Here is a 21701-nt window from a genome sequence, read left to right as displayed (position 1 = left end):
ATGGCAACCATCAAGGATGTCGCGGCCCTGGCGGGGATCTCGTACACCACGGTTTCCCACGTGTTGAACAATACCCGGCCGGTGAGCGAGCCGGTCAGGCTCAAGGTCGAAGCCGCCATTGCACAGCTCGATTATGTGCCCAGTGCAGTGGCGCGTTCGCTGAAGGCCAAGACCACCTCGACCATCGGCCTGTTGATTCCCAACGGCATGAACCCGTATTTCGCCGAGTTGGCGCGGGGCATCGAGGATTACTGCGAGCGCAACGGTTTTTGCGTGATCCTCTGCAACTCCGATGATAATCCGGAGAAACAGCGTGGTTATCTGCGCGTGCTGCTGGAAAAGCGCGTGGACGGGCTGATTGTTTCTTCGGTGGGTGGCGACGCGGGTATTGCAGGTGGCCTTGCCGAGGTACGTACGCCGCTGGTGATCGTTGACCGGGAGCTGGACGGTATCGATGCCGACATGGTCCGTATCGACCATGAACAGGGTGCTTATCTGGCAACCCGGCACTTGCTGGACCTGGGACATCGCGCCATTGCCTGTATTGGTGGGCCATTTCACAGCACAGTGGCCGAGATGCGTCTGGCGGGTTATCGGCGCGCCTTGCAACAGGCGTCCGTTCCGGTCCGTGCCGAATGGGCGCTGCACAGTGAGTTCACCAGCTCTGCCGGTCATGAGGCAGCGTGTCAGCTTCTGGCAGCGCATCCGCCGACCGCGATTTTTGCCGGCAACGACGTCATCGCCATCGGTGTGCTGCGCGCCGCCGCCGAGCGCTTGATTCGTGTGCCTCAGGACCTGTCGGTGATCGGTTTCGATGATATCCAGATGAGTCGCTACGTTTATCCGGCGCTGACCACCGTGGGGCAGTCAATCATGCAACTGGGCGAAACCGCTGCAGAAATGCTGCTGAGCAGAATCGCCACACCCCATGCGCTTCCTGCCGAAAAAAGGCTCGTGACGCCCAGCGTCGTGGTGCGCGAGTCTACGGCAGCGCCAAACACTTTATCCAACGAATGACGCGCAAGCACAGCAACGGATTAATCAGCCATGCAAGCAAAAATAGTGATAGTAGGCAGTCTGAACATGGATCTGGTCATCCGCGCCCAGCGTCTGCCACGTCCTGGCGAGACCTTGAGCGGGGAGACATTCGACACCGTGCCTGGCGGCAAAGGCGCCAATCAGGCGGTCGCTGCGGCACGTCTTGGCGCCAGTGTGGCAATGATCGGTTGTGTCGGGGCGGATGCCTACGGCGAACAACTGCGTGCAGCGCTGCTGGCCGAGCAGATCGATTGTCAGGCGGTGACCGTCGTTGAGGGGGTGTCCACCGGGATCGCCTCGATCGTGGTCGACGCCAACAGCCAGAACGCCATTGTCATCGTGGCCGGTGGCAATGGTCGGCTCACTCCGGCATTGCTCGAGCGCTTCGACGCGCTGCTGGCAGATTCGCAAATCGTCATCTGCCAGCTCGAAGTGCCGACCGAAACCGTTTTCCACACCCTGGCCCGCGCCCGTGCGCTGGGCAAGACCGTCATTCTCAATCCTGCCCCGGCCAGCGAGCCCTTGCCGGCAAGCTGGTATGCCCTGATCGACTACCTGATCCCCAATGAAAGCGAAGCGCAGACCCTGACCGGTGTGAACGTCGACTCGCCGGCTGCCGCTGAAAATGCGGCATCGGTCATGCTGGCGGCCGGCGCGCGCAACGTGATCATTACCCTCGGCGAGCACGGAACCCTGTTCGCCAATGCTTCTGGCATGGATCATATTCCCGCGCGACGCGTGCAGGCCGTGGACACCACCGCTGCAGGTGATACCTTTGTCGGCGGTTTTGCGGCGGCGCTGTCCGCAGGCCATGGCGAATTGCAGGCAATTCGTTTCGGTCAGGCTGCGGCGGCCATCTCCGTCACCCGAGCGGGTGCCCAGCCGTCCATCCCGACGTTCGAGGAAGTACAGGAATTCAATTCGCTATGAAAAAGACCCCGCTACTCAATATTGCCCTGTCCCGCGTGATCGCATCGCTGGGCCACGGCGACATCCTGATGATCGTCGACGCCGGCATGCCAGTACCGGCAGGCGTCGAACTGATCGACCTCGCGCTGACCCGCGGTGTGCCGGATTTCATCAGTGTGCTGGATGTCGTGCTGAGTGAAATGCAGGTTGAAAGCCACGTACTGGCCAATGAGATGGCCGAGGTCAAACCGCCTGCGTTGCAGGTGATCGAAAGCCTGAATCTCGAAGACCAGTTGGGGCAACAACGCTGGATTAGCCACGAAGACCTCAAGGTCCTGAGTCGCAAGGCCAAGGCAATCATCCGTACCGGAGAATGTCAGCCGTACAGTAATGTGGCGCTGGTATCCGGAGTCGTCTTCTAATAATTCAATAAAGGGAGTTTCATATGACATTGATACAGTTTTCCAGACAGTTCATTCGTGGAGCGTTGCTCTTGTCCATTCTCGGTACTGCTGCTGTCCAGGCGGCTGAAAAGCGTGATCTGATCATCGATACGGATCCAGGTGCGGACGATGTCGTTGCACTGTTACTGGCGCTGGCGTCACCTGAAGAGCTCAACGTGATGGCTATCACCACGGTGGCCGGCAATGTGCGGCTCGACAAGACCTCGCGTAATGCCAGGCTGGCGCGTGAGTGGGCCGGGCGCGAAGAGGTGCCTGTGTATGCCGGTGCGCCCAAGCCGTTGGTGCGTACCCCGATCTATGCCGAGAACGTTCACGGTCAGGAAGGTCTGCCGGGTGTGCCCGTGCACGAGCCCGCCAAGGGCCTTGCCGAAGGCAATGCCGTCGATTACCTGATCCGCACCCTGAGCAAGGCCAAGCCACATAGCATCACCATCGCCATGCTCGGCCCGCAGACCAACCTGGCGCTGGCCTTGGTACAGGCTCCGGAAATCACTCAGGGCATCAAGGAAGTGGTGGTCATGGGTGGCGCGCATTTCAACGGCGGCAATATCACCCCGGTTGCCGAATTCAATCTGTTCGCCGACCCGCATGCCGCGCAGATCGTTCTGGCCAGCGGTGTGAAGCTGACGTATGTGCCGCTGGATGTGACCCACAAGATTCTCACCAGTGAACAACGCCTCAAGCAGATCGCCGCACTGGGCAACAATGCTGGCAAGCTGGTCGACGGCATTCTCAATGAATACGTCAAGCTGGACATGGAGCATTACGGTTTGCCCGGCGGGCCGGTACACGACGCCAGCGTGATTGCCTGGCTGCTCAAGCCCGAGCTGTTTTCCGGGCGGCAGATCAACGTGACCGTGGACACGCGTGAGGGCATCGGTTTTGGTCAGACAGTGGCCGACTGGTACGGCACGCTCAAGCAGCCGCAGAATGTATTCTGGGTCGAGAACGGCGACGCTCAGGGGTTCTTCGATCTGCTGACCGAGCGTCTGGCGCGTCTCAAGTAAGTACGCAACCTGAGGCCGCGTATCAGGCGGGCAGTCCGGCCGCGGCATAGCGGCTCAGCACCTGGCTGATGAAGGCACGGGCACCCTCGGTGCCCAGTTCCTTGATCAGCAGGTCGACTGCGATGATCATCAGTTCTTCCGGATTCCCGGGGCTGTGCGAGCAGTGCCCCTGAGGCCATCTGGCCTTGATGTCCGCGTCTAGGGTTATGGCTGTCATGTCTGTCTGATCTCCACTGAAGGGTCACGCACACGCTGCTCGCTTCCCGGCGTTTGTGTCCCTGGCAGTAAACCATCCCGCGCGCATTTTGACACTTCTACTTAGATATGATCCTGATAGCCCGATTCAATGAGCTGCGGCGATAAACGTTTTGTGACGATTTCCTCGCACGCCCTGTTTCATGCCAAGGCAGACTCCCGTTCCAGGCAGATCAACAGGTTACACAAGGCATGTCGGTCGGACCGTGCAACCAACGCGCCTGAGCGCGGTCGGACAGGTCTGGAAATGTTCATTGGCAGAGGAGGGTGTATGCCCCGGAAATTCGCAACATTGGGTTTTATGGTCGTGGCTTCATTGATGGCAGGCTGCAGCAGTACGGCGTCTGATAGCAGTGCCAGTGCTGAAGCGCCCGTCAAGGCCGACGCGCCAGCCAGCAACGCGATACCTGGGCGCTGTGATGCAGGGCTTGCCCAGTTCGCCATTGGCAAGCAGGCGTCCATCGACCTCCTTTCTCAAGTCCGCGCCCGTTCCGGTTCGCAGGATGCGCGCATTCTCGGCCCTGACGACATGGTTACGCTGGAATACCGATCCGAGCGGGTAAACGTCAACACCGACGCGTCGGGGAAGGTGACCCGTATCAATTGCGGCTGAGCCGGTACTTTCTTTTGCGCATAAAAAAACCCCGTCAGTGACGGGGTTTTTTTTGTGTCAGGTGAATCAGGCCACCTGAACTTCTTCTGCCTGCATGCCTTTCTGGCCTTTAGCAGCAACAAAAGTAACGGTCTGGCCTTCTTTCAGGCTTTTGAAACCGTCGCTCTGGATTGCTTTGAAGTGTACGAACAGGTCGTCACCGCCACCTTGTGGAGTGATAAAGCCGAAGCCTTTTTCATCGTTGAACCATTTTACGGTGCCGGTTTGGCGATTAGACATGGTGTATCTCCAGAAACATAATTTTCAGTAACGTGCTGCTCAGGCCAACTGGGCACACCGGGCTATCATAGTCGAAATGGGCAAAAAAACAGCTATTAAGGTGGGCCCTTTGCGTAAAGGTACCGTATATGCAGTTCACCATACTCTGCAAACCGCCCTCAGAGGTGCCAGGCTCAGCGCAGAACGGGCCGTACCAATAGCGCTTAAAGCCATGATTTTCATGGCTTTCAGAAGTGCCGGGGCCAACTGCTATCAGTGCTTGGCACGTGCATTTTACCCCGGCTGAAAAAAATGATTATTTTGTCGCTGTGCAGTTCTCTGCGACCAGTTTTTGCAGTTTTGCCGTCAATGCAGCGGGTGGCGCTGCCTTGGTATCCTTGAGCGAGGCTATTTCCTTGTTGGTGAAGTGACTGTCCACCTGTTGTGCTCCGCATTCGCAGTGAGTCGTTGCGGTCTTGTCATTCAGCCCCTGTTTCTTGGCCGCAGCCACGCATTCCTGACTGAAGGTGGTGCGTGTCGCTCCATCCATCGCAGCGTGAGCACCCAGCGGGATGAGGGCGGCGCTGCAGACGAGGAGGCTGGTCAGGCGTGAAAACTTCATGGTGTTCTCCTTATTGCTGGAAAAAACGTACGGGGTCTTGCTGGTTTCTGACGCCCATGAAGCCAGCCAGTTCAGGCGGCGTGCCAATTCCATTTCATTTGCGTGGATGTGCATCCCGGCCGGCCTGGCTGTGTTAGGATGCGCGTCCTGTTATTTTCCAGCGCCCCATGGCCAATGGCTTTCGGTGCCGCGCAGGCAGGTTTTTTCGTACATTCCAGTCATCTGGTCCGGTTCAAGGTTGGCCCCAAGGCTCCTGCCACTGTGAGGCAGGCATACCACCGGATCACGTACTGGCTCATCCCAACCCACGTGACCTTTGGTAGGGGTCACCACTAGGAGAGGAGGCGCCATGCCAACTATTACTCTTCCCGACGGCAGTCAACGTTCATTCGATCAGGCGGTTTCCGTAGCCGATGTCGCGCTTTCAATCGGTGCCGGTCTGGCCAAGGCCACCGTCGCCGGCAAGGTCGACGGCAAGCTCGTCGACGCCTGCGACCTGATCGAAAACGATGCCAGCCTGCAGATCATCACCCCCAAGGATCAGGAAGGACTGGAAATCATCCGTCACTCCTGCGCGCACCTGGTAGGGCACGCGGTCAAGCAGTTGTATCCGACTGCAAAAATGGTCATCGGCCCGGTGATCGACGACGGCTTCTATTACGATATCGCCTACGAGCGCCCGTTCACGCCTGACGATATGGCGGCGATCGAACAGCGCATGCAGCAGTTGATCGAAAAAGATTACGACGTCATCAAGAAAGTCACGCCGCGCGCTGAAGTGATCGAGGTGTTCACCGCCCGTCACGAAGATTACAAGCTGCGTCTGGTCGAAGACATGCCGAACGAGCAGGCAATGGGCCTGTATTACCACGAAGAATACGTCGACATGTGCCGCGGTCCGCACGTGCCGAACACGCGCTTCCTGAAGTCATTCAAGCTGACCAAACTGTCTGGCGCTTACTGGCGCGGCGACGCCAAGAACGAGCAATTGCAGCGCGTCTACGGCACTGCCTGGGCCGACAAGAAACAACTGGCAGCCTACATCCAGCGCATCGAAGAAGCCGAAAAACGCGACCATCGCAAGATCGGCAAGCGTCTTGGCCTGTTCCATACCCAGGAAGAAGCGCCGGGCATGGTTTTCTGGCACCCGCAGGGCTGGACCCTGTATCAGGTGCTTGAGCAGTACATGCGTAAAGTGCAGCGTGAGAATGGCTACCTCGAGATCAAGACCCCGCAAGTGGTCGATCGCTCGCTCTGGGAAAAATCCGGGCACTGGGCCAACTACGCCGACAACATGTTCACCACCGAGTCCGAAAGCCGCGACTACGCGATCAAGCCGATGAACTGCCCTTGCCACGTGCAGGTGTTCAATCAGGGCCTGAAGAGCTACCGCGAGCTGCCGATGCGTCTGGCCGAGTTCGGTGCCTGTCACCGTAACGAGCCGTCGGGTGCCTTGCACGGCATCATGCGCGTGCGTGGCTTCACCCAGGACGATGCGCACATCTTCTGTACCGAAGACCAGATGCAGGCCGAGTCTGCCGCGTTCATCAAGCTCACGCTGGATGTCTACGCCGATTTCGGTTTCAAGGATATCGAACTCAAATTGTCCACTCGCCCTGAAAAGCGTGTAGGCTCCGACGAGCTTTGGGACCGTGCCGAATCGGCGCTGGCTTCCGCACTCGACAGCGCAGGTCTGCCTTACGACCTGCAGCCGGGCGAGGGCGCGTTCTACGGTCCGAAAATCGAGTTCTCCCTCAAGGATTGTCTCGGTCGGGTATGGCAGTGCGGCACCTTGCAGCTGGACTTCAATCTGCCGATCCGCTTGAGTGCCGAGTACGTTTCGGAAGACAACAGTCGCAAGAATCCGGTCATGTTGCACCGCGCAATTCTTGGGTCCTTCGAGCGGTTCATCGGAATTCTGATCGAGCATTACGAAGGCGCGTTTCCGGCCTGGCTGGCGCCTACCCAGGCAGTGATCATGAATATCACTGACAAACAGGCCGATTTTGCCCTCGAAGTGGAAAAAACTCTGGCTCAAAGCGGGTTTCGTGCCAAGTCCGACTTGAGAAATGAAAAGATCGGCTTTAAAATCCGTGAGCATACTTTGCTCAAGGTTCCTTATCTCCTCGTGATTGGAGATCGGGAGGTTGAAATGCAAACTGTCGCTGTGCGTACACGTGAAGGCGCTGACCTTGGCTCGATGCCGGTCGCCCAATTCGCTGAATTCCTCGCACAAGCGGTTTCCCGGCGTGGTCGCCAAGATACGGAGTAATTATTATTAAGCGTGAAATGAGACAAGATAAACGAGCTGCACCCAAGGCCCCGATCAATGAAAATATCTCGGCCCGCGAGGTTCGTTTAATTGGCGCTGACGGCGAGCAGATTGGCATCGTCTCGATTGATGAAGCGCTTCGTATTGCCGAAGAGGCGAAGCTGGATCTGGTAGAGATTTCTGCCGACGCAGTCCCTCCGGTCTGCCGTGTGATGGATTACGGCAAATCGATCTTCGAGAAGAAGAAGCAGGTTGCTGCAGCGAAGAAGAACCAGAAGCAGATCCAGGTTAAAGAAATCAAGTTTCGTCCAGGGACGGAGGAAGGGGATTACCAGGTAAAACTACGCAACCTGGTACGTTTCCTGAGTGACGGGGACAGGGCCAAGGTATCGTTGAGATTCCGCGGTCGTGAGATGGCCCACCAGGAGCTGGGTATGGAGCTGTTGAAGCGGGTTGAAGGTGACCTGCTCGAATACGGTTCCGTCGAACAGCATCCTAAGATGGAAGGACGCCAGCTGATCATGGTCATCGCCCCGAAAAAGAAGAAATAACCACCAGGGCACGGCAGGCCTTGCGGTTATATTTATCAACTGAATGCGGAGTATCCGAACATGCCAAAGATGAAGACTAAAAGTGGTGCAGCTAAGCGGTTTTTGAAAACCGCCAACGGCATCAAGCACAAGCACGCTTTCAAGAGCCACATCCTGACCAAAATGTCGACAAAGCGTAAGCGTCAATTGCGCGGTAGCAGCTTGCTGCATCCGTCTGACGTGGCAAAAGTCGAGCGCATGCTGCGCCTTCGTTAATTTTGATCAAGATATAGAGGAAGTAACTCATGGCTCGTGTAAAGCGTGGCGTCATTGCCCGTAAGCGTCACAAAAAAATTCTGAAACTTGCAAAAGGCTACTACGGCGCGCGTTCACGCGTATTCCGTGTTGCCAAGCAAGCGGTAATCAAGGCAGGCCAATACGCCTACCGTGACCGTCGTCAGAAAAAACGTCAGTTCCGCGCTCTGTGGATCGCTCGTATCAACGCTGGTGCTCGTGTTAACGGTCTGTCCTACAGCCGTTTCATTGCCGGCCTGAAAAAAGCGTCCATCGAGATCGACCGTAAGGTTCTGGCTGATCTGGCAGTGAACGAAAAAGCGGCGTTTGCTGCGATTGTCGAGAAAGCTAAAGCCACCTTGGCCTAAGTCCCCGACAATCACTTGCCCCGGTTCTCCGGGGTCGGTGTTAAACGTCATAAATAGGGGAAGAGCCTTCAGCTCTTCCCCTATTTTGTATCTGGAGTCTGTACATGGAAAACCTGGACGCGCTGGTCTCTCAAGCTCTTGAGGCTGTGCAAAGCGCCGAAGATATCAATGCCCTGGAGCAAATCCGGGTTCATTACCTCGGCAAGAAAGGCGAGTTGACTCAGGTGATGAAGACCCTGGGGAACCTGCCAGCTGAAGAGCGTCCGCAAGTCGGTGCGCTGATCAACGTTGCCAAGGAACGTGTCACAGAGGTTCTCAATGCACGCAAGGTATCGTTTGAGCAGGCAGAACTGACTGCCAGGCTCGCAGCCGAATGCATCGATGTGACCCTGCCGGGCCGCGGTCAGACCTCAGGTGGTCTGCACCCGATTACCCGTACTCTGGAACGTATCGAACAATTCTTCACGCACATCGGCTACGGCATCGCCGAAGGCCCTGAAGTGGAAGACGATTACCACAACTTCGAGGCGCTCAACATCCCAGGCCACCACCCGGCCCGGTCGATGCACGACACCTTCTATTTCAACGCGAACATGCTGCTGCGCACCCACACCTCGCCGGTACAGGTACGCACCATGGAATCGCAGCAGCCGCCGATCCGCATCGTCTGCCCAGGCCGTGTGTACCGTAGCGACTCGGATATCACCCACTCGCCGATGTTCCACCAGATCGAAGGTCTGCTGGTCGATCGCGACATCAATTTTGCCGATCTGAAAGGCACCATCGAAGAATTCCTGCGTGTGTTCTTCGAGAAAGAGCTGGCCGTGCGCTTCCGTCCTTCGTATTTCCCGTTCACCGAGCCCTCGGCGGAAGTGGATATGGAATGCGTGATGTGCAGTGGCAAGGGCTGCCGCGTCTGCAAACAGACCGGCTGGCTTGAAGTCATGGGGTGCGGCATGGTCCACCCGAACGTGCTGCGCATGTCCGGCATCGATCCTGAAGAGTTTCAGGGCTTTGCGTTCGGCATGGGCGTAGAGCGTCTGGCCATGCTGCGTTACGGCGTCAATGATTTGCGCCTGTTCTTCGACAACGATTTGCGGTTCCTCGCGCAATTTCGCTAAGTCGTACGAACCCATCAGGAGAGCAGGATGAAATTCAGTGAACAATGGCTGCGCGGCTGGGTAAGCCCGCAGGTTTCCCGCGACGAGCTGGTTGCTCGTCTGTCGATGGCCGGTCTTGAGGTTGACAGCGTGACGCTGGCCGCCGGCGTTTTCAGCGGCGTGGTAGTGGGCGAGGTGCTGAGCACCGAGCAACACCCCGATGCCGACAAGTTGCGTGTGTGTCAGGTCAGCAATGGCAGCGAAACCTTTCAGGTCGTCTGTGGCGCGCCAAACGTGCGTCCGGGCTTGAAAATTCCATTCGCCATGATCGGCGCCGAGCTTCCGGGCGACTTTAAGATCAAGAAAGCCAAGCTGCGCGGCGTCGAGTCCAACGGCATGTTGTGTTCGGCTGCCGAGTTGCAGGCCGGCGAGGGCAATGATGGCTTGATGGAGCTGGCAGCCGATGCGCCAGTCGGTCAGGACATTCGTGTCTATCTGAGCCTGGACGATGCCAGCATCGAGGTCGACCTGACCCCGAACCGTGGCGACTGCCTGTCGGTGGCCGGTCTGGCGCGTGAAGTCGGTGCGCTTTACGCCGCTGAGGTCACCCGTCCGCAGGTCGCTGCTGTCAGCGCTGTACACGATGAAGTGCGCCCGGTCGAAGTGCTGGCGCCGGCTGCATGCCCGCGCTACCTGGGCCGTGTGATCCGCAACGTCGACCTGTCGCGTCCGACCCCGCTGTGGATGGTCGAGCGTCTGCGTCGTTCCGACGTGCGCAGCATCGATGCCGCTGTCGACATCACCAACTACGTGATGCTGGAACTGGGTCAGCCTCTGCATGCGTTCGATCTGGCCGAAATCAACGGCGGGATTCGTGTGCGTATGGCCGAGGAGGGCGAGAAGCTCGTTCTGCTCGACGGCCAGGAAGTCAGCCTGCGTGCCGACACGCTGGTCATTGCCGATCACCAGCGCGCGCTGGCAATCGCCGGTGTCATGGGTGGCGAGCACAGCGGTGTGACTGCCGGTACTCGCGATATTTTCCTGGAAAGCGCGTTCTTCGACACCATTTCGGTGGCCGGCAAGGCGCGTTCCTATGGCTTGCATACCGACGCTTCGCACCGCTACGAGCGTGGTGTGGACTGGCAACTTGCCCGTGAAGCCATGGAGCGGGCCACTGGCCTGCTGCTGGATATCACCGGTGGCGAAGCCGGCCCCGTGATCGAAGTGGTCAGCGAGCAGCATTTGCCGTCGATCGCCCCGGTTACGCTGCGCGCCAGCCGCGTCGAGCAGATGCTCGGTCTGGTGATCGAAAACGCTGAAATCGAACGCCTGCTGAAAGGTCTCGGTCTGGCTGTGACTGCCGAAGCCGATGGGCAATGGCGTGTCGAAGTGCCAAGTCATCGTTTCGACATCAGCCTTGAAGTCGACCTGATCGAAGAGCTGGCACGTCTTTACGGCTACAACCGTCTGCCGGTCCGCTATCCACAGGCCCGTCTGGCTCCTCAGGCCAAGGCCGAAGCCAGGGGCGATCTGCCTGAGCTGCGCCGCCTGCTGGTTGCCCGCGGTTATCAGGAAGCGATCACCTACAGCTTCATCGACCCGAAATGGTTCGAGCTGTTCTCGCCGGGCGCCAAGCCCTTGCTGCTGGCCAACCCGATCTCCAATGACATGGCGGCCATGCGTGCCTCGTTGTGGCCGGGTCTGGTCAAGGCGCTGCAGCACAACCTCAACCGCCAGCAGGACCGCGTGCGGATGTTCGAAAGCGGCCTGCGCTTCGTCGGTCAGCTCGATGGCTTGAAGCAAGAGCCCATGCTGGCGGGCGTTGTCTGCGGCAGCCGCCTGCCGGAAGGCTGGGCGCAAGGTCGTGATGCAGTCGATTTCTTCGACGTCAAGGCTGACGTTGAAGCGGTTCTGGGCTTTGCCGGTGCACTGGGCGAGTTCACCTTCACGCCGGGTCAGCATCCTGCCTTGCACCCAGGCCAGACGGCGCGCATCGAGCGTGATGGCCGTGAGGTCGGTTTCCTGGGCGCCATTCACCCGGAACTGTCGAAAACCCTGGGGCTGGATCGTCCGGTGTTTGTTTTCGAGCTGGTTCTGGCGGAAGTGTCGACCGGCCGTCTGCCGAAATTCCACGAGCTGTCGCGCTTCCCTGAAGTGCGCCGCGACCTGGCGCTGCTGGCCGATCGGGATGTTTCGGCCAGTGCGGTTCTGGACGTTATTCGTGAAAATGCAGGCGAGTGGCTCACAGACCTCAGGTTATTTGATGTTTACCAGGGTAAAGGCATTGATCCGCATAGAAAAAGCCTTGCAGTCGGCTTGACCTGGCAGCATCCATCACGCACTCTTAATGACGATGAGGTAAACGCAACGACACTTGCTATCCTCACCTCGCTTGAGGAGAGGTTAAACGCCACGTTAAGGAAGTAGCGTATGGGGGCTCTGACGAAAGCTGAGATGGCCGAACGTCTGTACGAAGAGCTGGGCCTGAATAAACGGGAAGCCAAGGAACTGGTCGAACTGTTTTTTGAAGAAATCAGGCACGCTCTGGAAGATAACGAGCAGGTGAAGTTGTCAGGTTTCGGCAACTTCGACCTTCGAGACAAGCGCCAGCGGCCTGGGAGAAATCCCAAGACCGGTGAAGAGATTCCGATTACGGCGCGCCGTGTGGTCACCTTTCGTCCAGGGCAGAAGCTGAAGGCCCGAGTTGAGGCATATGCTGGAACCAAGTCATAACGACGAGCTGCCGCCGATCCCCGGCAAACGCTACTTCACCATCGGTGAGGTCAGCGAGCTCTGCGCGGTAAAACCGCACGTTCTGCGTTATTGGGAGCAGGAGTTTCCTCAACTCAACCCCGTCAAGCGACGCGGAAACCGTCGGTATTATCAGCGCCAGGACGTGCTGATGATCCGCCAGATCCGCGGCCTGCTATACGATCAGGGCTTCACCATCGGTGGCGCCCGACTTCGTCTTACCGCCGGTGAACCAAAGGATGACACCCAGCAGTACAAGCAGATGATTCGCGAGATGATTGCGGAGCTGGAAGACGTACTCGTCATGCTCAAGGCGTAATTGAGCAGTCAGGATACTTCCAAAATTCAAATGCTTAGGGTATATTCCTCAACGTTTTCGCAGGTTGCAAAACAGATACACGCCTAGTCGGGGCGTAGCGCAGTCCGGTAGCGCACTAGCATGGGGTGCTAGGGGTCGAGTGTTCGAATCACTCCGTCCCGACCATATAATTCAAAGGGTTGCGAGATTTTATCTCGCGACCCTTTTTTGTTTTTAAGCGTTTTTACCCCTACAAAAATTCTGGCTCTTGGTTGAATCTTCAGCAGCTACAAAGTTCATGGCGCGAGAAGAGTGCTTCGCTGTGTGCTGGAAGGGGACGGCCGTTAAAGAGCATTTTCCGGTGCCGGTTGGTCGTTGGGTTGGGCGATGATTGTTTTGAGCTCTGCGCTCATGGGGAATTTGAGATTCAAGCCTTTGGGAGGGATGGGCTGAGTAAACCATTTATCGTAGATGGCGTTGATTTCACCTGAGACAAAAAGTGACTTAATCGAGTCATCCACGACTTTTTTGAGATCCGGATCACCCCGACGCATTGTGCAACCATAGATTTCGTTGGATTGCGGGGTGCCAGTCACTACCCAATCTTCCGGTTTCTTTGCCTTTGCCATTTCGCCCGCTAGCAATGCGTCGTCCTGCATAAACGCAATGGCGCGGCCGGACTCGAGCATTTGGTAAGACTCGCCAATGTCTTTGGCAGAGATTACGTTCATGTTCATCTTTTTCTCGGCATTCATGACCTTGAGCATCCGCTCGGCAGTGCTGCCAGCAGTAGTCACTACGTTCTTGCCGTTGAGATCTTGAAAGTCCTTGTAAACCGAATCCTTCCTGACCAACAGACGGGTGCTGGCTTCAAAAATGCCGACCGAGAAGTCGACCTGCCGAGCTCTCTCGGCGGTATTGGTTGTGGAGCCGCACTCCAGGTCCACAGTGCCGTTTTGCACCAGTGGGATACGCGTCTGTGATGTCACCAGGTTGTACCGTACGTTCAGCTTGGGCATACCGAGTTCTTGCTTGATAGCCTCGACAATCTTTAATTGAATGTCATGGGAGTAGCCCATCGGCTGACCGGATCCGTCGGCCATATAAGAGAAGGGAATGGAAGAGTCTCGGTGACCCAGGGTGATGGTCCCCGAGGTCTTGATTTTCTTAAGCGTGCCGGTGGGTTCGGCAGCCATGAGGGCAGTACTACTTAAGGCCACAGTCAGGGTAACGCCCAGGATTGCAGAGAAGGTACGCATCAAAAGCTCCTCATTAGGGTGAGGCGAGAGGTCTCGCGGGGCTTGGCGACTCGCTTGTTGTTAGTGACGGTCCAGCCAGACGGTCTGTGCATTACAGAATTCGTGCACACCGAAATGCGACAGTTCACGGCCAAAACCGCTTTTCTTTACGCCGCCGAAAGTGACGCGTGGATCGGTTGCGCAATAGCCATTGATGAATACGCCGCCGGTTTCCAGTTCGCCGGCCAGCTTCTGGGCCAGTTCCAGAGCATGTGCGGCGTCCCGCGCAGTTGTGATCGATGCCACGGGTCTAAGGCTGGAAACGTTAGTCATGACACCGTCCTGCAGGATGGGAATGGATGCATAGCTTCTAAGCAACAGCGCCGGTTTTGAATCAGATCGCGCGAGCCAAAATGGATTGCGCGCGACCAATGACCGGCGCATCGACCATTTGCCCATCCAGCACGAAAACGCCTTCACCTGAACGAGCGGCTTCGATAATGCGTTGCGCCCACTGCAATTCTTCCTGGCTTGGTTTTAGCGCCTGATGAATGATTGCGACTTGGGTTGGATGGATACACAGCGCGCCACCAAAGCCCATGTCGCGTGCAAAATGAACCGCGCGTAGTAGCCCAGCGGTGTCCTGGAACGACGGAAATACCCCATCCAACGCTGGAGCGAGCGCTGCAACCCGGGTGGCGAGCAAAACGGCGTAGCGCGCATGGCTAAGGATTTCTTCGGCGGCAGGGCTGCCAGTAGTCAGGTTCAGGTCCAGACCCAGATCCAGACTACCGAACGACAACCGCTCAACGCCTTGAGTGCCGGCAATTTCGTTGAGTGCTGACAAGCCCTTCGCGCTCTCGATGATTGGCCAAATCGGTTTTTCGGTACCGGCAGCTGTGGTGACCTGTTTCGCGCTTTCTGCTTTGGGCAGCAGAATTCCGATAACGCCAGCGTGGCGTCGGCAAAGATCCAGGTCCGCAACATGCGCCCAGTGATCCGGGGCATTCACTCGGACCAGAATTCGTGCATCCGGGGCTTCGCTCAGAAATGCGTCGAGGTTATCCCTCGCCTGCTCCTTGAGGTTTTCTTGCACGGCATCTTCCAAGTCAACGATAACCCGATCCGCCCCGGTGGCAATAGCTTTTGAGATGCGCTCTGGTCGAGTGGCCGGCACAAACAGGGCGGAGCGAACAAGTGATTTGCTCATGGCGTTGCTCCATTGCTGAACTCGATCTCTCCGATCTGTGCAGTGCCGTCCTGATTGCCAGCCCAGACCTGTGCCTTGCCGTTTTCGATTAGACGTCCGCCCACCTCGAAAGGCTTAGGCGAAATCAGAGGTCGTACTCCGCGGAATGCGAAACGCTCCAGACGCGCAGCTGGATGCGCTTTGGTAAAGGCACGCAAATTCAACGTGGCGATCAATGGACCATGTACCACCAGCCCCGGATAACCTTCGGTCTCTGTCACATACGGCCAGTCATAGTGAATACGATGACCATTGAAGGTCACTGCGGAATAGCGAAACAGCAGGGTTGGAGTGGGTTCTATCCGTTCCTGCCATTGGCCTTCAGGTAACGTTTCGGTACCGTTCAGTTTGGGCGGGGAAGCTTCACGGTAAACAATGTCCTGATCGTCTTGAAGGGCGCGTTTGCCGTCCTGGAAAAACTCATGGCGTACTGTGACGAACAATAAGGAACCCGTGCGACCGTGCTTCTCCTCGACGTTGAGGATGGTCGATACACAGGTCACTTCAGCATCCACTCTTAATGGCTGGAAAAACTCAATTCGGCTTCCCGCCCACATGCGATTGTGGTTATGGGCCGGCGGCAAAAATCCCCCCAGCGCTGGATGGCCGTCCGGCCCCAGTTCGCTGGCACCCACCGGCTCCTGAAAAAATGCCCAGTGCCACAGGGGCGGCAGCGGCTCACCGGGTTTTGGTGCCGACTCGCCCAATGTCGCGGCAATGCGTCTGACCAGAGTGAAACTGATCCGGTCCTGGCTTTCCTGACGTCGTCCAATCCAGGCGGAAAAATCGGAACTGTTGCTCATATTCTTTGCTCCAGTCGGTCAGTGATCAAGCCAGGGTGGCCATTTCTGGAATCGCTTCAAAAAGATCCGCCACCAGGCCGTAATCGGCCACCTGGAAGATCGGTGCTTCTTCGTCCTTGTTGATCGCAACGATCACTTTGGAGTCTTTCATGCCGGCCAGGTGCTGAATCGCGCCGGAGATACCGACGGCGATGTACAGCTGTGGCGCAACGATCTTGCCGGTCTGGCCGACCTGCATGTCGTTCGGTACGAAACCTGCGTCGACCGCTGCACGGGAAGCACCGACGGCAGCGCCCAGCTTGTCGGCCAGGGCGTACAGGTGTTTGAAGTTGTCGCCGTTCTGCATGCCGCGGCCGCCGGAAACGACGATCTTGGCAGCGGTCAGCTCAGGACGATCGGACTTGGCCAGCTCTTCGCTGACGAAGCTGGAAGTGCCGGCGTTGTGAGCAGCAGCAACCGCTTCAACAGCAGCCGAACCACCTTCAGCGGCAACCGGGTCGAAACCGGTTGCACGCACGGTGATCACTTTGATCGCAGCGGTCGATTGCACAGTAGCGATGGCGTTACCGGCGTAGATCGGACGCTTGAAGGTGTCAGCGCTTTCTACCGAGATGATCTCGGAAATCTGGTCAACGTCCAGCTGGGCGGCAACGCGCGGCAGGATGTTTTTGCCGTTGGAAGTGGCGGCAGCCAGGATGTGGCTGTAACCAGCGCCCAGTTCGGCTACCAGCGGAGCAACGTTTTCCGGCAGCTGATGCGCGTAGGCAGCATTGTCAGCGTTCAGGACTTTGCTCACGCCTGCGATTTTCGCGGCGGCTTCAGCCACGGCGCCAGCACCCTGGCCGGCAACCAGAACGTGGATGTCGCCGCCGATTTTGGCAGCGGCAGCCACGGTGTTCAGGGTGGCCGGAGCCAGCACTTTGTTGTCGTGTTCAGCAATAACCAAGATAGTCATTTAGATTACCTTCGCTTCGTTTTTCAGTTTCTCGACCAGTTCAGCCACCGACTTGACCTTGATGCCCGCGCTGCGTGCAGCCGGCGCTTCGACTTTCAGGGTCTTGTTGGTGGAGGCGGTGGAAACGCCCAAAGCGTCCGGAGTCAGCGTCTCGAGAGGCTTCTTCTTGGCTTTCATGATGTTTGGCAGGGACGCATAGCGCGGCTCGTTCAAACGCAGGTCGGTGGTGACGATCGCTGGCAACTTCAGGGAGACAGTCTGCGCGCCGCCGTCGATTTCGCGGGTCACGGCAACGCTGTCGCCGGAAACTTCGACTTTCGAGGCGAAAGTGCCCTGACCGTAGCCGCTCAGTGCAGCGAGCATCTGGCCGGTCTGGTTGTTGTCGCTGTCGATGGCCTGTTTGCCCAGGATCACCAGCTGAGGCTGTTCCTTGTCGACCACGGCCTTGAGCAGCTTGGCCACGGCCAGGGAAGTCAGGTCTTCAGCGGATTCGACGAGGATGGCGCGGTCGGCACCCAGAGCCAGTGCGGTACGCAGCTGTTCCTGAGCGGTGGACGGGCCGATGGAGACGACGACGATTTCAGTCGCAACGCCTTTTTCTTTCAGGCGTACGGCTTCTTCCACTGCGATTTCGCAGAACGGGTTCATCGACATCTTGACGTTGGCGAGGTCTACGCCGGAATTGTCCGCCTTGACGCGAACCTTGACGTTGTAGTCGACCACTCGTTTCACAGCTACCAGCATTTTCATTGGGCAGTGTTCTCTCGAAAAACTTTGATCGTTGCAGGCAGGCTTTTTATTTTCAGCTGAAGGCTAAATCGCCCCGGCTACGCGCATTTGTTCAATACGGTCTGTACCCAGCCCCAGTTCCCTGAGCACCTGTTCGGTGTGCTGACCTAGACCCGGTACGGCATCCATACGTGGCTCGAACGCGCTGTTGCTGCCGGGAGGTATCAAGCTCGGAACGGTACCGGCGGAGGTTTCGACTTCCCGCCAGCGATCACGCGCCTGAAGTTGCGGATGGTCCCAAACACCTTGCATGTCATTGACCCGAGCATTAGCAATTTGCGCATGCTCCAACCGATCAAACACGGCATCGAAATTGAGTGTGGAGAACGATTCAACGATGAGTGCCCGCAGCGCCTGGCGGTTTTCGACGCGCTTGAAGTTGGCAGAGAAACGTTCGTCTTTCGCCAGTTCAGGAGTAAGCAGTACCTTGTCGCAAAACAGCTGCCACTCACGCTCGTTCTGCAACCCCAGCATGACTGTGGTGCCGTCACCGATGGGGAAGGGACCATAGGGGTAAATTGTGGCGTGCGCGGCGCCGGCGCGAGGGGGAGGGGGAGAGCCGTCGTACGCGTAGTACATCGGGTAGTTCATCCACTCGACCAGGCTTTCCAGCATGGACACATCGAGGTGGCTGCCTTCGCCAGTGCGTCCACGCAACAGCAAGGCAGACAGAATTCCGGTGTAGGCGTACATGCCGGCCGCGATGTCAGCAATCGAGCAACCGGCCTTGGCCATTTCGTCTTCACCCGGTCCGCCGGTGACCGACAGGAAACCGCCTTCGCTCTGGATCAACAGGTCATAGGCTTTTTTCTTTTCATACGGGCCGCCTGCGCCGTAGCCTGAAATGTCACAAACGATCAGGCGCGGAAACCGCTGATGCAAAGCCTCAAATGAAAGTCCCATTCGTGCTGCGGCACCCGGCGCCAGGTTCTGCACCAGGACATCGGCAGTGGCCAGCAAGCTGTCCAGCACCTCGGTGGCCGAATCTTGTTTCAGATCGAGGGTCAGGCTTTCTTTCGAGCGATTGGTCCAGACGAAGTGCGAGGCGAGACCGTTGACGCGTTGGTCGTACCCTCTGGCGAAATCACCGGTGCCTGGGCGTTCGACCTTGATCACACGCGCGCCAAGATCGGCCAATTGTCGGGTGCAGAAGGGCGCTGCAATCGCATGCTCAAGGCTGACGACGGTAACGCCATCGAGCGGACGGATGCCTTTGGGTTGGCTCATGATTATTATCTCTCTTGTCATGGCTCCCCAGTCGCGTCTGCTTGGGCCGACGCACTGGGCTATACGCTTATTCCTTAAAAGGAGCGCGGCAGTTCGAGCAGGTGTTCGGCAACGTACGACAGGATCAGATTGGTGGAGATGGGAGCAACCTGATACAGACGGGTTTCACGGAATTTGCGCTCGACGTCGTACTCGCAGGCAAAACCAAAACCGCCGTGGGTCTGCAAGCACGCATTGGCGGCTTCCCACGAGGCTTTCGCCGCCAGGTACTTGGCCATATTGGCACTGGCCCCGGCGTTGATACCGCTGTCGTATTCCTCGCAAGCACGCCAGCGCATCAGGTCAGCCGCTTCGATTTCAATGTGTGCTTCAGCGATGGGGAACTGAACGCCCTGGTTCTGCCCGATAGGGCGTCCGAACACGACGCGATCACGCGCATAGGCGCTGGCTTTTTCGATAAACCAGCGACCGTCACCAATGCATTCGGCTGCGATCAGTGTGCGCTCGGCGTTCAGTCCGTCCAGAATGTAGCGGAAACCTTTGCCTTCCTCGCCGATGAGGCTATCGGCAGGAATTTCCAGGTTGTCGAAGAACAGCTCGTTGGTTTCGTGATTGACCATGTTGGCGATCGGCTGCACGGTCATGCCGTTGCCAATGGCCTCGCGTAGATCGACGAGAAAGATCGACATACCTTCGGATTTTTTCTTCACGTCGGTCAAAGGCGTGGTACGCGCCAGCAAGATCATCAGATCGGAGTGCTGGACGCGCGAGATCCAGACCTTCTGCCCGTTGATCACATACTTGTCACCTTTGCGCACGGCGGTGGTCTTTATCTTTGTAGTGTCGGTACCGGTAGTGGGTTCGGTGACGCCCATCGATTGCAGGCGCAATTCGCCGCTGGCCAGTTTCGGCAGGTAGTAGCTTTTCTGCGCCTCGCTGCCGTGTCGTAGCAGGGTGAACATGTTGTACATCTGGCCGTGCACGGTGCCGGAATTACCGCCGCAGCGGTTCACTTCTTCCAGGATTACCGAGGCCTCAGCCAACCCGAGGCCGGAGCCACCATATTCGACAGGGATCATCGCTGCCAGCCAACCTGCGTCGGTCAGTGCCTTGACGAAGGTTTCCGGAAAGCCTTTTTCTTCGTCGACTTTGCGCCAGTAAGCCGCATCGAATTCAGCGCACAGAGCGCGTACGCCCTCGCGGATGGCATTGAGTTCTTCAGAGTTACGGTCAGTCATTTTTATTCTCCTCAACGCGTCACGCACGGTAACTGCCCTGCGTGACCGGGGCCGAGCAAAGAGCAATCAGATCGGGTTGAAACCCAAGGCGGCACGAAAGCGATTCTTGACGTAATGACCATCGCGCGGCGGCAGCACCCGGGGCGGGTTCTCCGCTTTGATCTTTATCGTCGCGAGCTTGACGCCGTCGCGGCTCGCAAAGCGCTCGCGCAAGTTATGTACGCCTTCCATGTCGCGGATCTCATCGGTCCAACTGAAGCCGCAAGTTTTCGCCACCTGGTCCAGGGAAATACCAAAGCCGGCGTGGCTGACTTGCATGCCGGTTTCACCAAAGTGACCGTTATCCAGCACAGCGATGGTCAGGTTGGCAGGCTTCTGCAGTGCCACCGTGGCCAGTGCGCCGAATCCCATGAGCAACTCGCCGTCACCGGTGACCACCACCACCGACTTGTCTGGCTGCGCATTCGCCAGGCCCAGGCCCACAGTGATTGCGCTGCCCATGGCGGCCCAGAGGTAATAATTCAGATCGTTGTCACCGGCGGCCATCACGTCATAGGACGCGGAGCCCAGCCCCGTCACGACCAGCACGTCTTTGCGGTCGGCCAGTAAGGCCTTGACCACTTCGCGGCGGCACAGAGTGTGGTTTGCGCTTACTTGACCCATTTCTTTTCTCCAATCAGGCGCTGGCCGAGCAGCAGGGCAGTGGACGAATCACCGTTGAAGGCCATGGTCGCGGCACCGTGCAGCAACGGGGCGACGTCTTCCGGGACGTCCGCGCGCCAGGTCATCACTTTCATCAGATTCAGGGAGGCTTCTGTGGCCTGGCCCATCGGGTTCTGCCACGCGTTGAATTCGGCCCAGTCGCCGCGCATTGTGACCACCATCAACAGCGGAAAGCCTGCGCAGACTTGCAGAGCGAGAGTGTTGATGCAGTTACCGACTCCGCTGGATTGCATCAGGAGGGCACCACGCTCTCCACCAAGCCATGCGCCGGCGAGATAGCCGATGCCTTCTTCCTCGGTGGTGAGGACAACGGCCTTGATGTCCGGGTCCGCATACGACATGCGGATCGCCGCCGAGTGGCCTGCATCCGGTACGAAGACCACGTGTTTGACGTCGTGGGCCTTGAGCACGCGGAACACGTCCTCTTGCCAATTCTGTCCCACGGTGTGTTCAGCTTCTGTTGACATGCCAATCTCCCAAGCAGTGCTGCTTTTGTGTTTTCACCCATTCTGGGAGGGATGGAGGAGAAGGACGACTACCGTTTTTGTCTTTGAGATATGCCCATTTTGTATAGCTAGGGGGGAATGCGTGGCCTGTTGGTCAACGGCGATTGACCTTGCCCCTGAAAAACGTATCCCTTGCCAGGTGCCTCAATAGCCGCAAGGATACGACATGACTAAGCCCAAGACAGATCGCGTTA

General features: G+C 57.7%; 25 protein-coding genes, 1 tRNA gene and 1 pseudogene. 14 read left to right on the top strand and 13 right to left on the bottom strand.

The window, feature by feature from the left end; all coding sequences use genetic code 11:
- Genes KBY08_RS20520 through KBY08_RS20505 form a run of 4 tightly spaced genes read left to right on the top strand, consistent with a single transcriptional unit; the run spans nt 1 to nt 3418 of the window.
- Nucleotides 1-1017: a LacI family DNA-binding transcriptional regulator gene (locus KBY08_RS20520; RefSeq protein WP_011267463.1), complete on the top strand. Its 1017-nt coding sequence runs from the start codon at nt 1-3 to the stop codon at nt 1015-1017.
- Between the two features lie 30 nt (nt 1018-1047).
- Nucleotides 1048-1968 carry a ribokinase gene (gene rbsK, locus KBY08_RS20515; RefSeq protein ID WP_011267464.1) on the top strand — a complete coding sequence of 307 codons (921 nt, stop codon included), beginning with the start codon at nt 1048-1050 and terminating at the stop codon, nt 1966-1968.
- Entirely contained in the window at nt 1965-2369 is a 405-nt protein-coding gene (gene rbsD, locus KBY08_RS20510; protein WP_011267465.1) for a D-ribose pyranase, read from the top strand. The genes rbsK and rbsD overlap by 4 nt, the downstream gene beginning before the upstream one ends.
- Before the next feature lie 23 nt (nt 2370-2392).
- On the top strand, nt 2393-3418 hold the full coding sequence (locus KBY08_RS20505; RefSeq protein ID WP_011267466.1) for a nucleoside hydrolase: 1026 nt from the start codon (nt 2393-2395) through the stop codon (nt 3416-3418).
- A gap of 22 nt (nt 3419-3440) precedes the next feature.
- On the opposite strand, the gene KBY08_RS20500 is transcribed toward KBY08_RS20505, so the two are convergent.
- Nucleotides 3441-3635, bottom strand: coding sequence for a hypothetical protein (locus KBY08_RS20500; protein ID WP_011267467.1), 195 nt, complete (start codon nt 3633-3635; stop codon nt 3441-3443).
- 309 nt (nt 3636-3944) lie between these two features.
- Between KBY08_RS20500 and KBY08_RS20495 the strand changes: the two genes are divergently transcribed.
- The gene (locus KBY08_RS20495; protein ID WP_011267468.1) at nt 3945-4286 is read left to right on the top strand and encodes a lipoprotein; all 342 of its coding nucleotides are present in this window, start codon (nt 3945-3947) and stop codon (nt 4284-4286) included.
- A gap of 66 nt (nt 4287-4352) precedes the next feature.
- Here the strand turns inward: KBY08_RS20495 and KBY08_RS20490 are convergent, their stop codons facing one another.
- On the bottom strand, nt 4353-4565 hold the full coding sequence (locus tag KBY08_RS20490) for a cold-shock protein (protein WP_003315566.1): 213 nt from the start codon (nt 4563-4565) through the stop codon (nt 4353-4355).
- A gap of 295 nt (nt 4566-4860) precedes the next feature.
- Nucleotides 4861-5166 (bottom strand): hypothetical protein, encoded by a 306-nt coding sequence (locus KBY08_RS20485; protein WP_058399490.1) that lies wholly within the window; start codon nt 5164-5166, stop codon nt 4861-4863.
- Nucleotides 5167-5515: 349 nt separating this feature from the next.
- Here KBY08_RS20485 and thrS point away from each other — a divergent pair, with 349 nt between their 5' ends.
- The 9 genes from thrS to KBY08_RS20440 all read left to right on the top strand — a co-directional run bounded on the left by thrS (nt 5516) and on the right by KBY08_RS20440 (nt 12965).
- Nucleotides 5516-7438 (top strand): threonine--tRNA ligase, encoded by a 1923-nt coding sequence (thrS, locus tag KBY08_RS20480; protein WP_103714476.1) that lies wholly within the window; start codon nt 5516-5518, stop codon nt 7436-7438.
- Nucleotides 7438-7989 (top strand): translation initiation factor IF-3, encoded by a 552-nt coding sequence (gene infC / locus KBY08_RS20475; RefSeq protein WP_170846037.1) that lies wholly within the window; start codon nt 7438-7440, stop codon nt 7987-7989. The genes thrS and infC overlap by 1 nt, the downstream gene beginning before the upstream one ends.
- 60 nt (nt 7990-8049) lie before the next feature.
- Nucleotides 8050-8244, top strand: coding sequence for a 50S ribosomal protein L35 (gene rpmI / locus KBY08_RS20470; protein WP_002553160.1), 195 nt, complete (start codon nt 8050-8052; stop codon nt 8242-8244).
- Between the two features lie 29 nt (nt 8245-8273).
- Nucleotides 8274-8630 (top strand): 50S ribosomal protein L20, encoded by a 357-nt coding sequence (rplT, locus tag KBY08_RS20465; protein WP_002553161.1) that lies wholly within the window; start codon nt 8274-8276, stop codon nt 8628-8630.
- 104 nt (nt 8631-8734) lie between these two features.
- Nucleotides 8735-9751 (top strand): phenylalanine--tRNA ligase subunit alpha, encoded by a 1017-nt coding sequence (gene pheS, locus KBY08_RS20460; protein WP_024661311.1) that lies wholly within the window; start codon nt 8735-8737, stop codon nt 9749-9751.
- A 27-nt stretch (nt 9752-9778) separates the two neighbouring features.
- Nucleotides 9779-12157 carry a phenylalanine--tRNA ligase subunit beta gene (gene pheT / locus KBY08_RS20455; protein ID WP_060405988.1) on the top strand — a complete coding sequence of 793 codons (2379 nt, stop codon included), beginning with the start codon at nt 9779-9781 and terminating at the stop codon, nt 12155-12157.
- Between the two features lie 3 nt (nt 12158-12160).
- Nucleotides 12161-12463 carry an integration host factor subunit alpha gene (ihfA, locus tag KBY08_RS20450; protein ID WP_002553164.1) on the top strand — a complete coding sequence of 101 codons (303 nt, stop codon included), beginning with the start codon at nt 12161-12163 and terminating at the stop codon, nt 12461-12463.
- The gene (locus tag KBY08_RS20445; RefSeq protein WP_004408375.1) at nt 12444-12800 is read left to right on the top strand and encodes a MerR family transcriptional regulator; all 357 of its coding nucleotides are present in this window, start codon (nt 12444-12446) and stop codon (nt 12798-12800) included. Before ihfA ends, KBY08_RS20445 begins: the two co-directional genes overlap by 20 nt.
- A gap of 88 nt (nt 12801-12888) precedes the next feature.
- Nucleotides 12889-12965, top strand: a tRNA-Pro gene (locus KBY08_RS20440).
- Between the two features lie 158 nt (nt 12966-13123).
- Here the strand turns inward: KBY08_RS20440 and KBY08_RS20435 are convergent.
- From KBY08_RS20435 to KBY08_RS20390, 10 genes and pseudogenes are all read right to left on the bottom strand, one after another.
- The gene (locus KBY08_RS20435) at nt 13124-14038 is read right to left on the bottom strand and encodes a transporter substrate-binding domain-containing protein (RefSeq protein WP_225651252.1); all 915 of its coding nucleotides are present in this window, start codon (nt 14036-14038) and stop codon (nt 13124-13126) included.
- Nucleotides 14039-14098: 60 nt separating this feature from the next.
- Nucleotides 14099-14326 (bottom strand): annotated as a pseudogene (locus KBY08_RS20430) (aldehyde dehydrogenase family protein); the annotation flags it as partial.
- Nucleotides 14327-14411: 85 nt separating this feature from the next.
- On the bottom strand, nt 14412-15227 hold the full coding sequence (locus tag KBY08_RS20425; protein WP_011267473.1) for an HpcH/HpaI aldolase/citrate lyase family protein: 816 nt from the start codon (nt 15225-15227) through the stop codon (nt 14412-14414).
- Nucleotides 15224-16069, bottom strand: a complete 846-nt coding sequence (locus KBY08_RS20420; RefSeq protein WP_011267474.1) for a MaoC family dehydratase N-terminal domain-containing protein — start codon at nt 16067-16069, stop codon at nt 15224-15226. The genes KBY08_RS20425 and KBY08_RS20420 overlap by 4 nt, the downstream gene beginning before the upstream one ends.
- A 25-nt stretch (nt 16070-16094) precedes the next feature.
- The gene (locus KBY08_RS20415) at nt 16095-17024 is read right to left on the bottom strand and encodes an electron transfer flavoprotein subunit alpha/FixB family protein (protein ID WP_011267475.1); all 930 of its coding nucleotides are present in this window, start codon (nt 17022-17024) and stop codon (nt 16095-16097) included.
- The gene (locus tag KBY08_RS20410; protein WP_011267476.1) at nt 17025-17774 is read right to left on the bottom strand and encodes an electron transfer flavoprotein subunit beta/FixA family protein; all 750 of its coding nucleotides are present in this window, start codon (nt 17772-17774) and stop codon (nt 17025-17027) included.
- 63 nt (nt 17775-17837) lie between these two features.
- Entirely contained in the window at nt 17838-19040 is a 1203-nt protein-coding gene (locus KBY08_RS20405; RefSeq protein ID WP_024652272.1) for a CaiB/BaiF CoA transferase family protein, read from the bottom strand.
- A gap of 74 nt (nt 19041-19114) precedes the next feature.
- Entirely contained in the window at nt 19115-20278 is a 1164-nt protein-coding gene (locus tag KBY08_RS20400; protein WP_003442215.1) for an acyl-CoA dehydrogenase family protein, read from the bottom strand.
- A gap of 66 nt (nt 20279-20344) precedes the next feature.
- Nucleotides 20345-20941 carry a thiamine pyrophosphate-dependent enzyme gene (locus KBY08_RS20395; RefSeq protein WP_011267478.1) on the bottom strand — a complete coding sequence of 199 codons (597 nt, stop codon included), beginning with the start codon at nt 20939-20941 and terminating at the stop codon, nt 20345-20347.
- Nucleotides 20929-21468 carry a thiamine pyrophosphate-binding protein gene (locus KBY08_RS20390; RefSeq protein ID WP_011267479.1) on the bottom strand — a complete coding sequence of 180 codons (540 nt, stop codon included), beginning with the start codon at nt 21466-21468 and terminating at the stop codon, nt 20929-20931. Before KBY08_RS20390 ends, KBY08_RS20395 begins: the two co-directional genes overlap by 13 nt.
- Between the last annotated feature and the right edge of the window lie 233 nt (nt 21469-21701).

The sequence above is a fragment of the Pseudomonas sp. P135 genome (assembly GCF_020312125.1).
Lineage (GTDB): Bacteria > Pseudomonadota > Gammaproteobacteria > Pseudomonadales > Pseudomonadaceae > Aquipseudomonas > Aquipseudomonas fragariae.
Note: the sequence above shows the minus strand (reverse complement) of the source record. Positions and strands in the feature narration are given on the sequence as shown.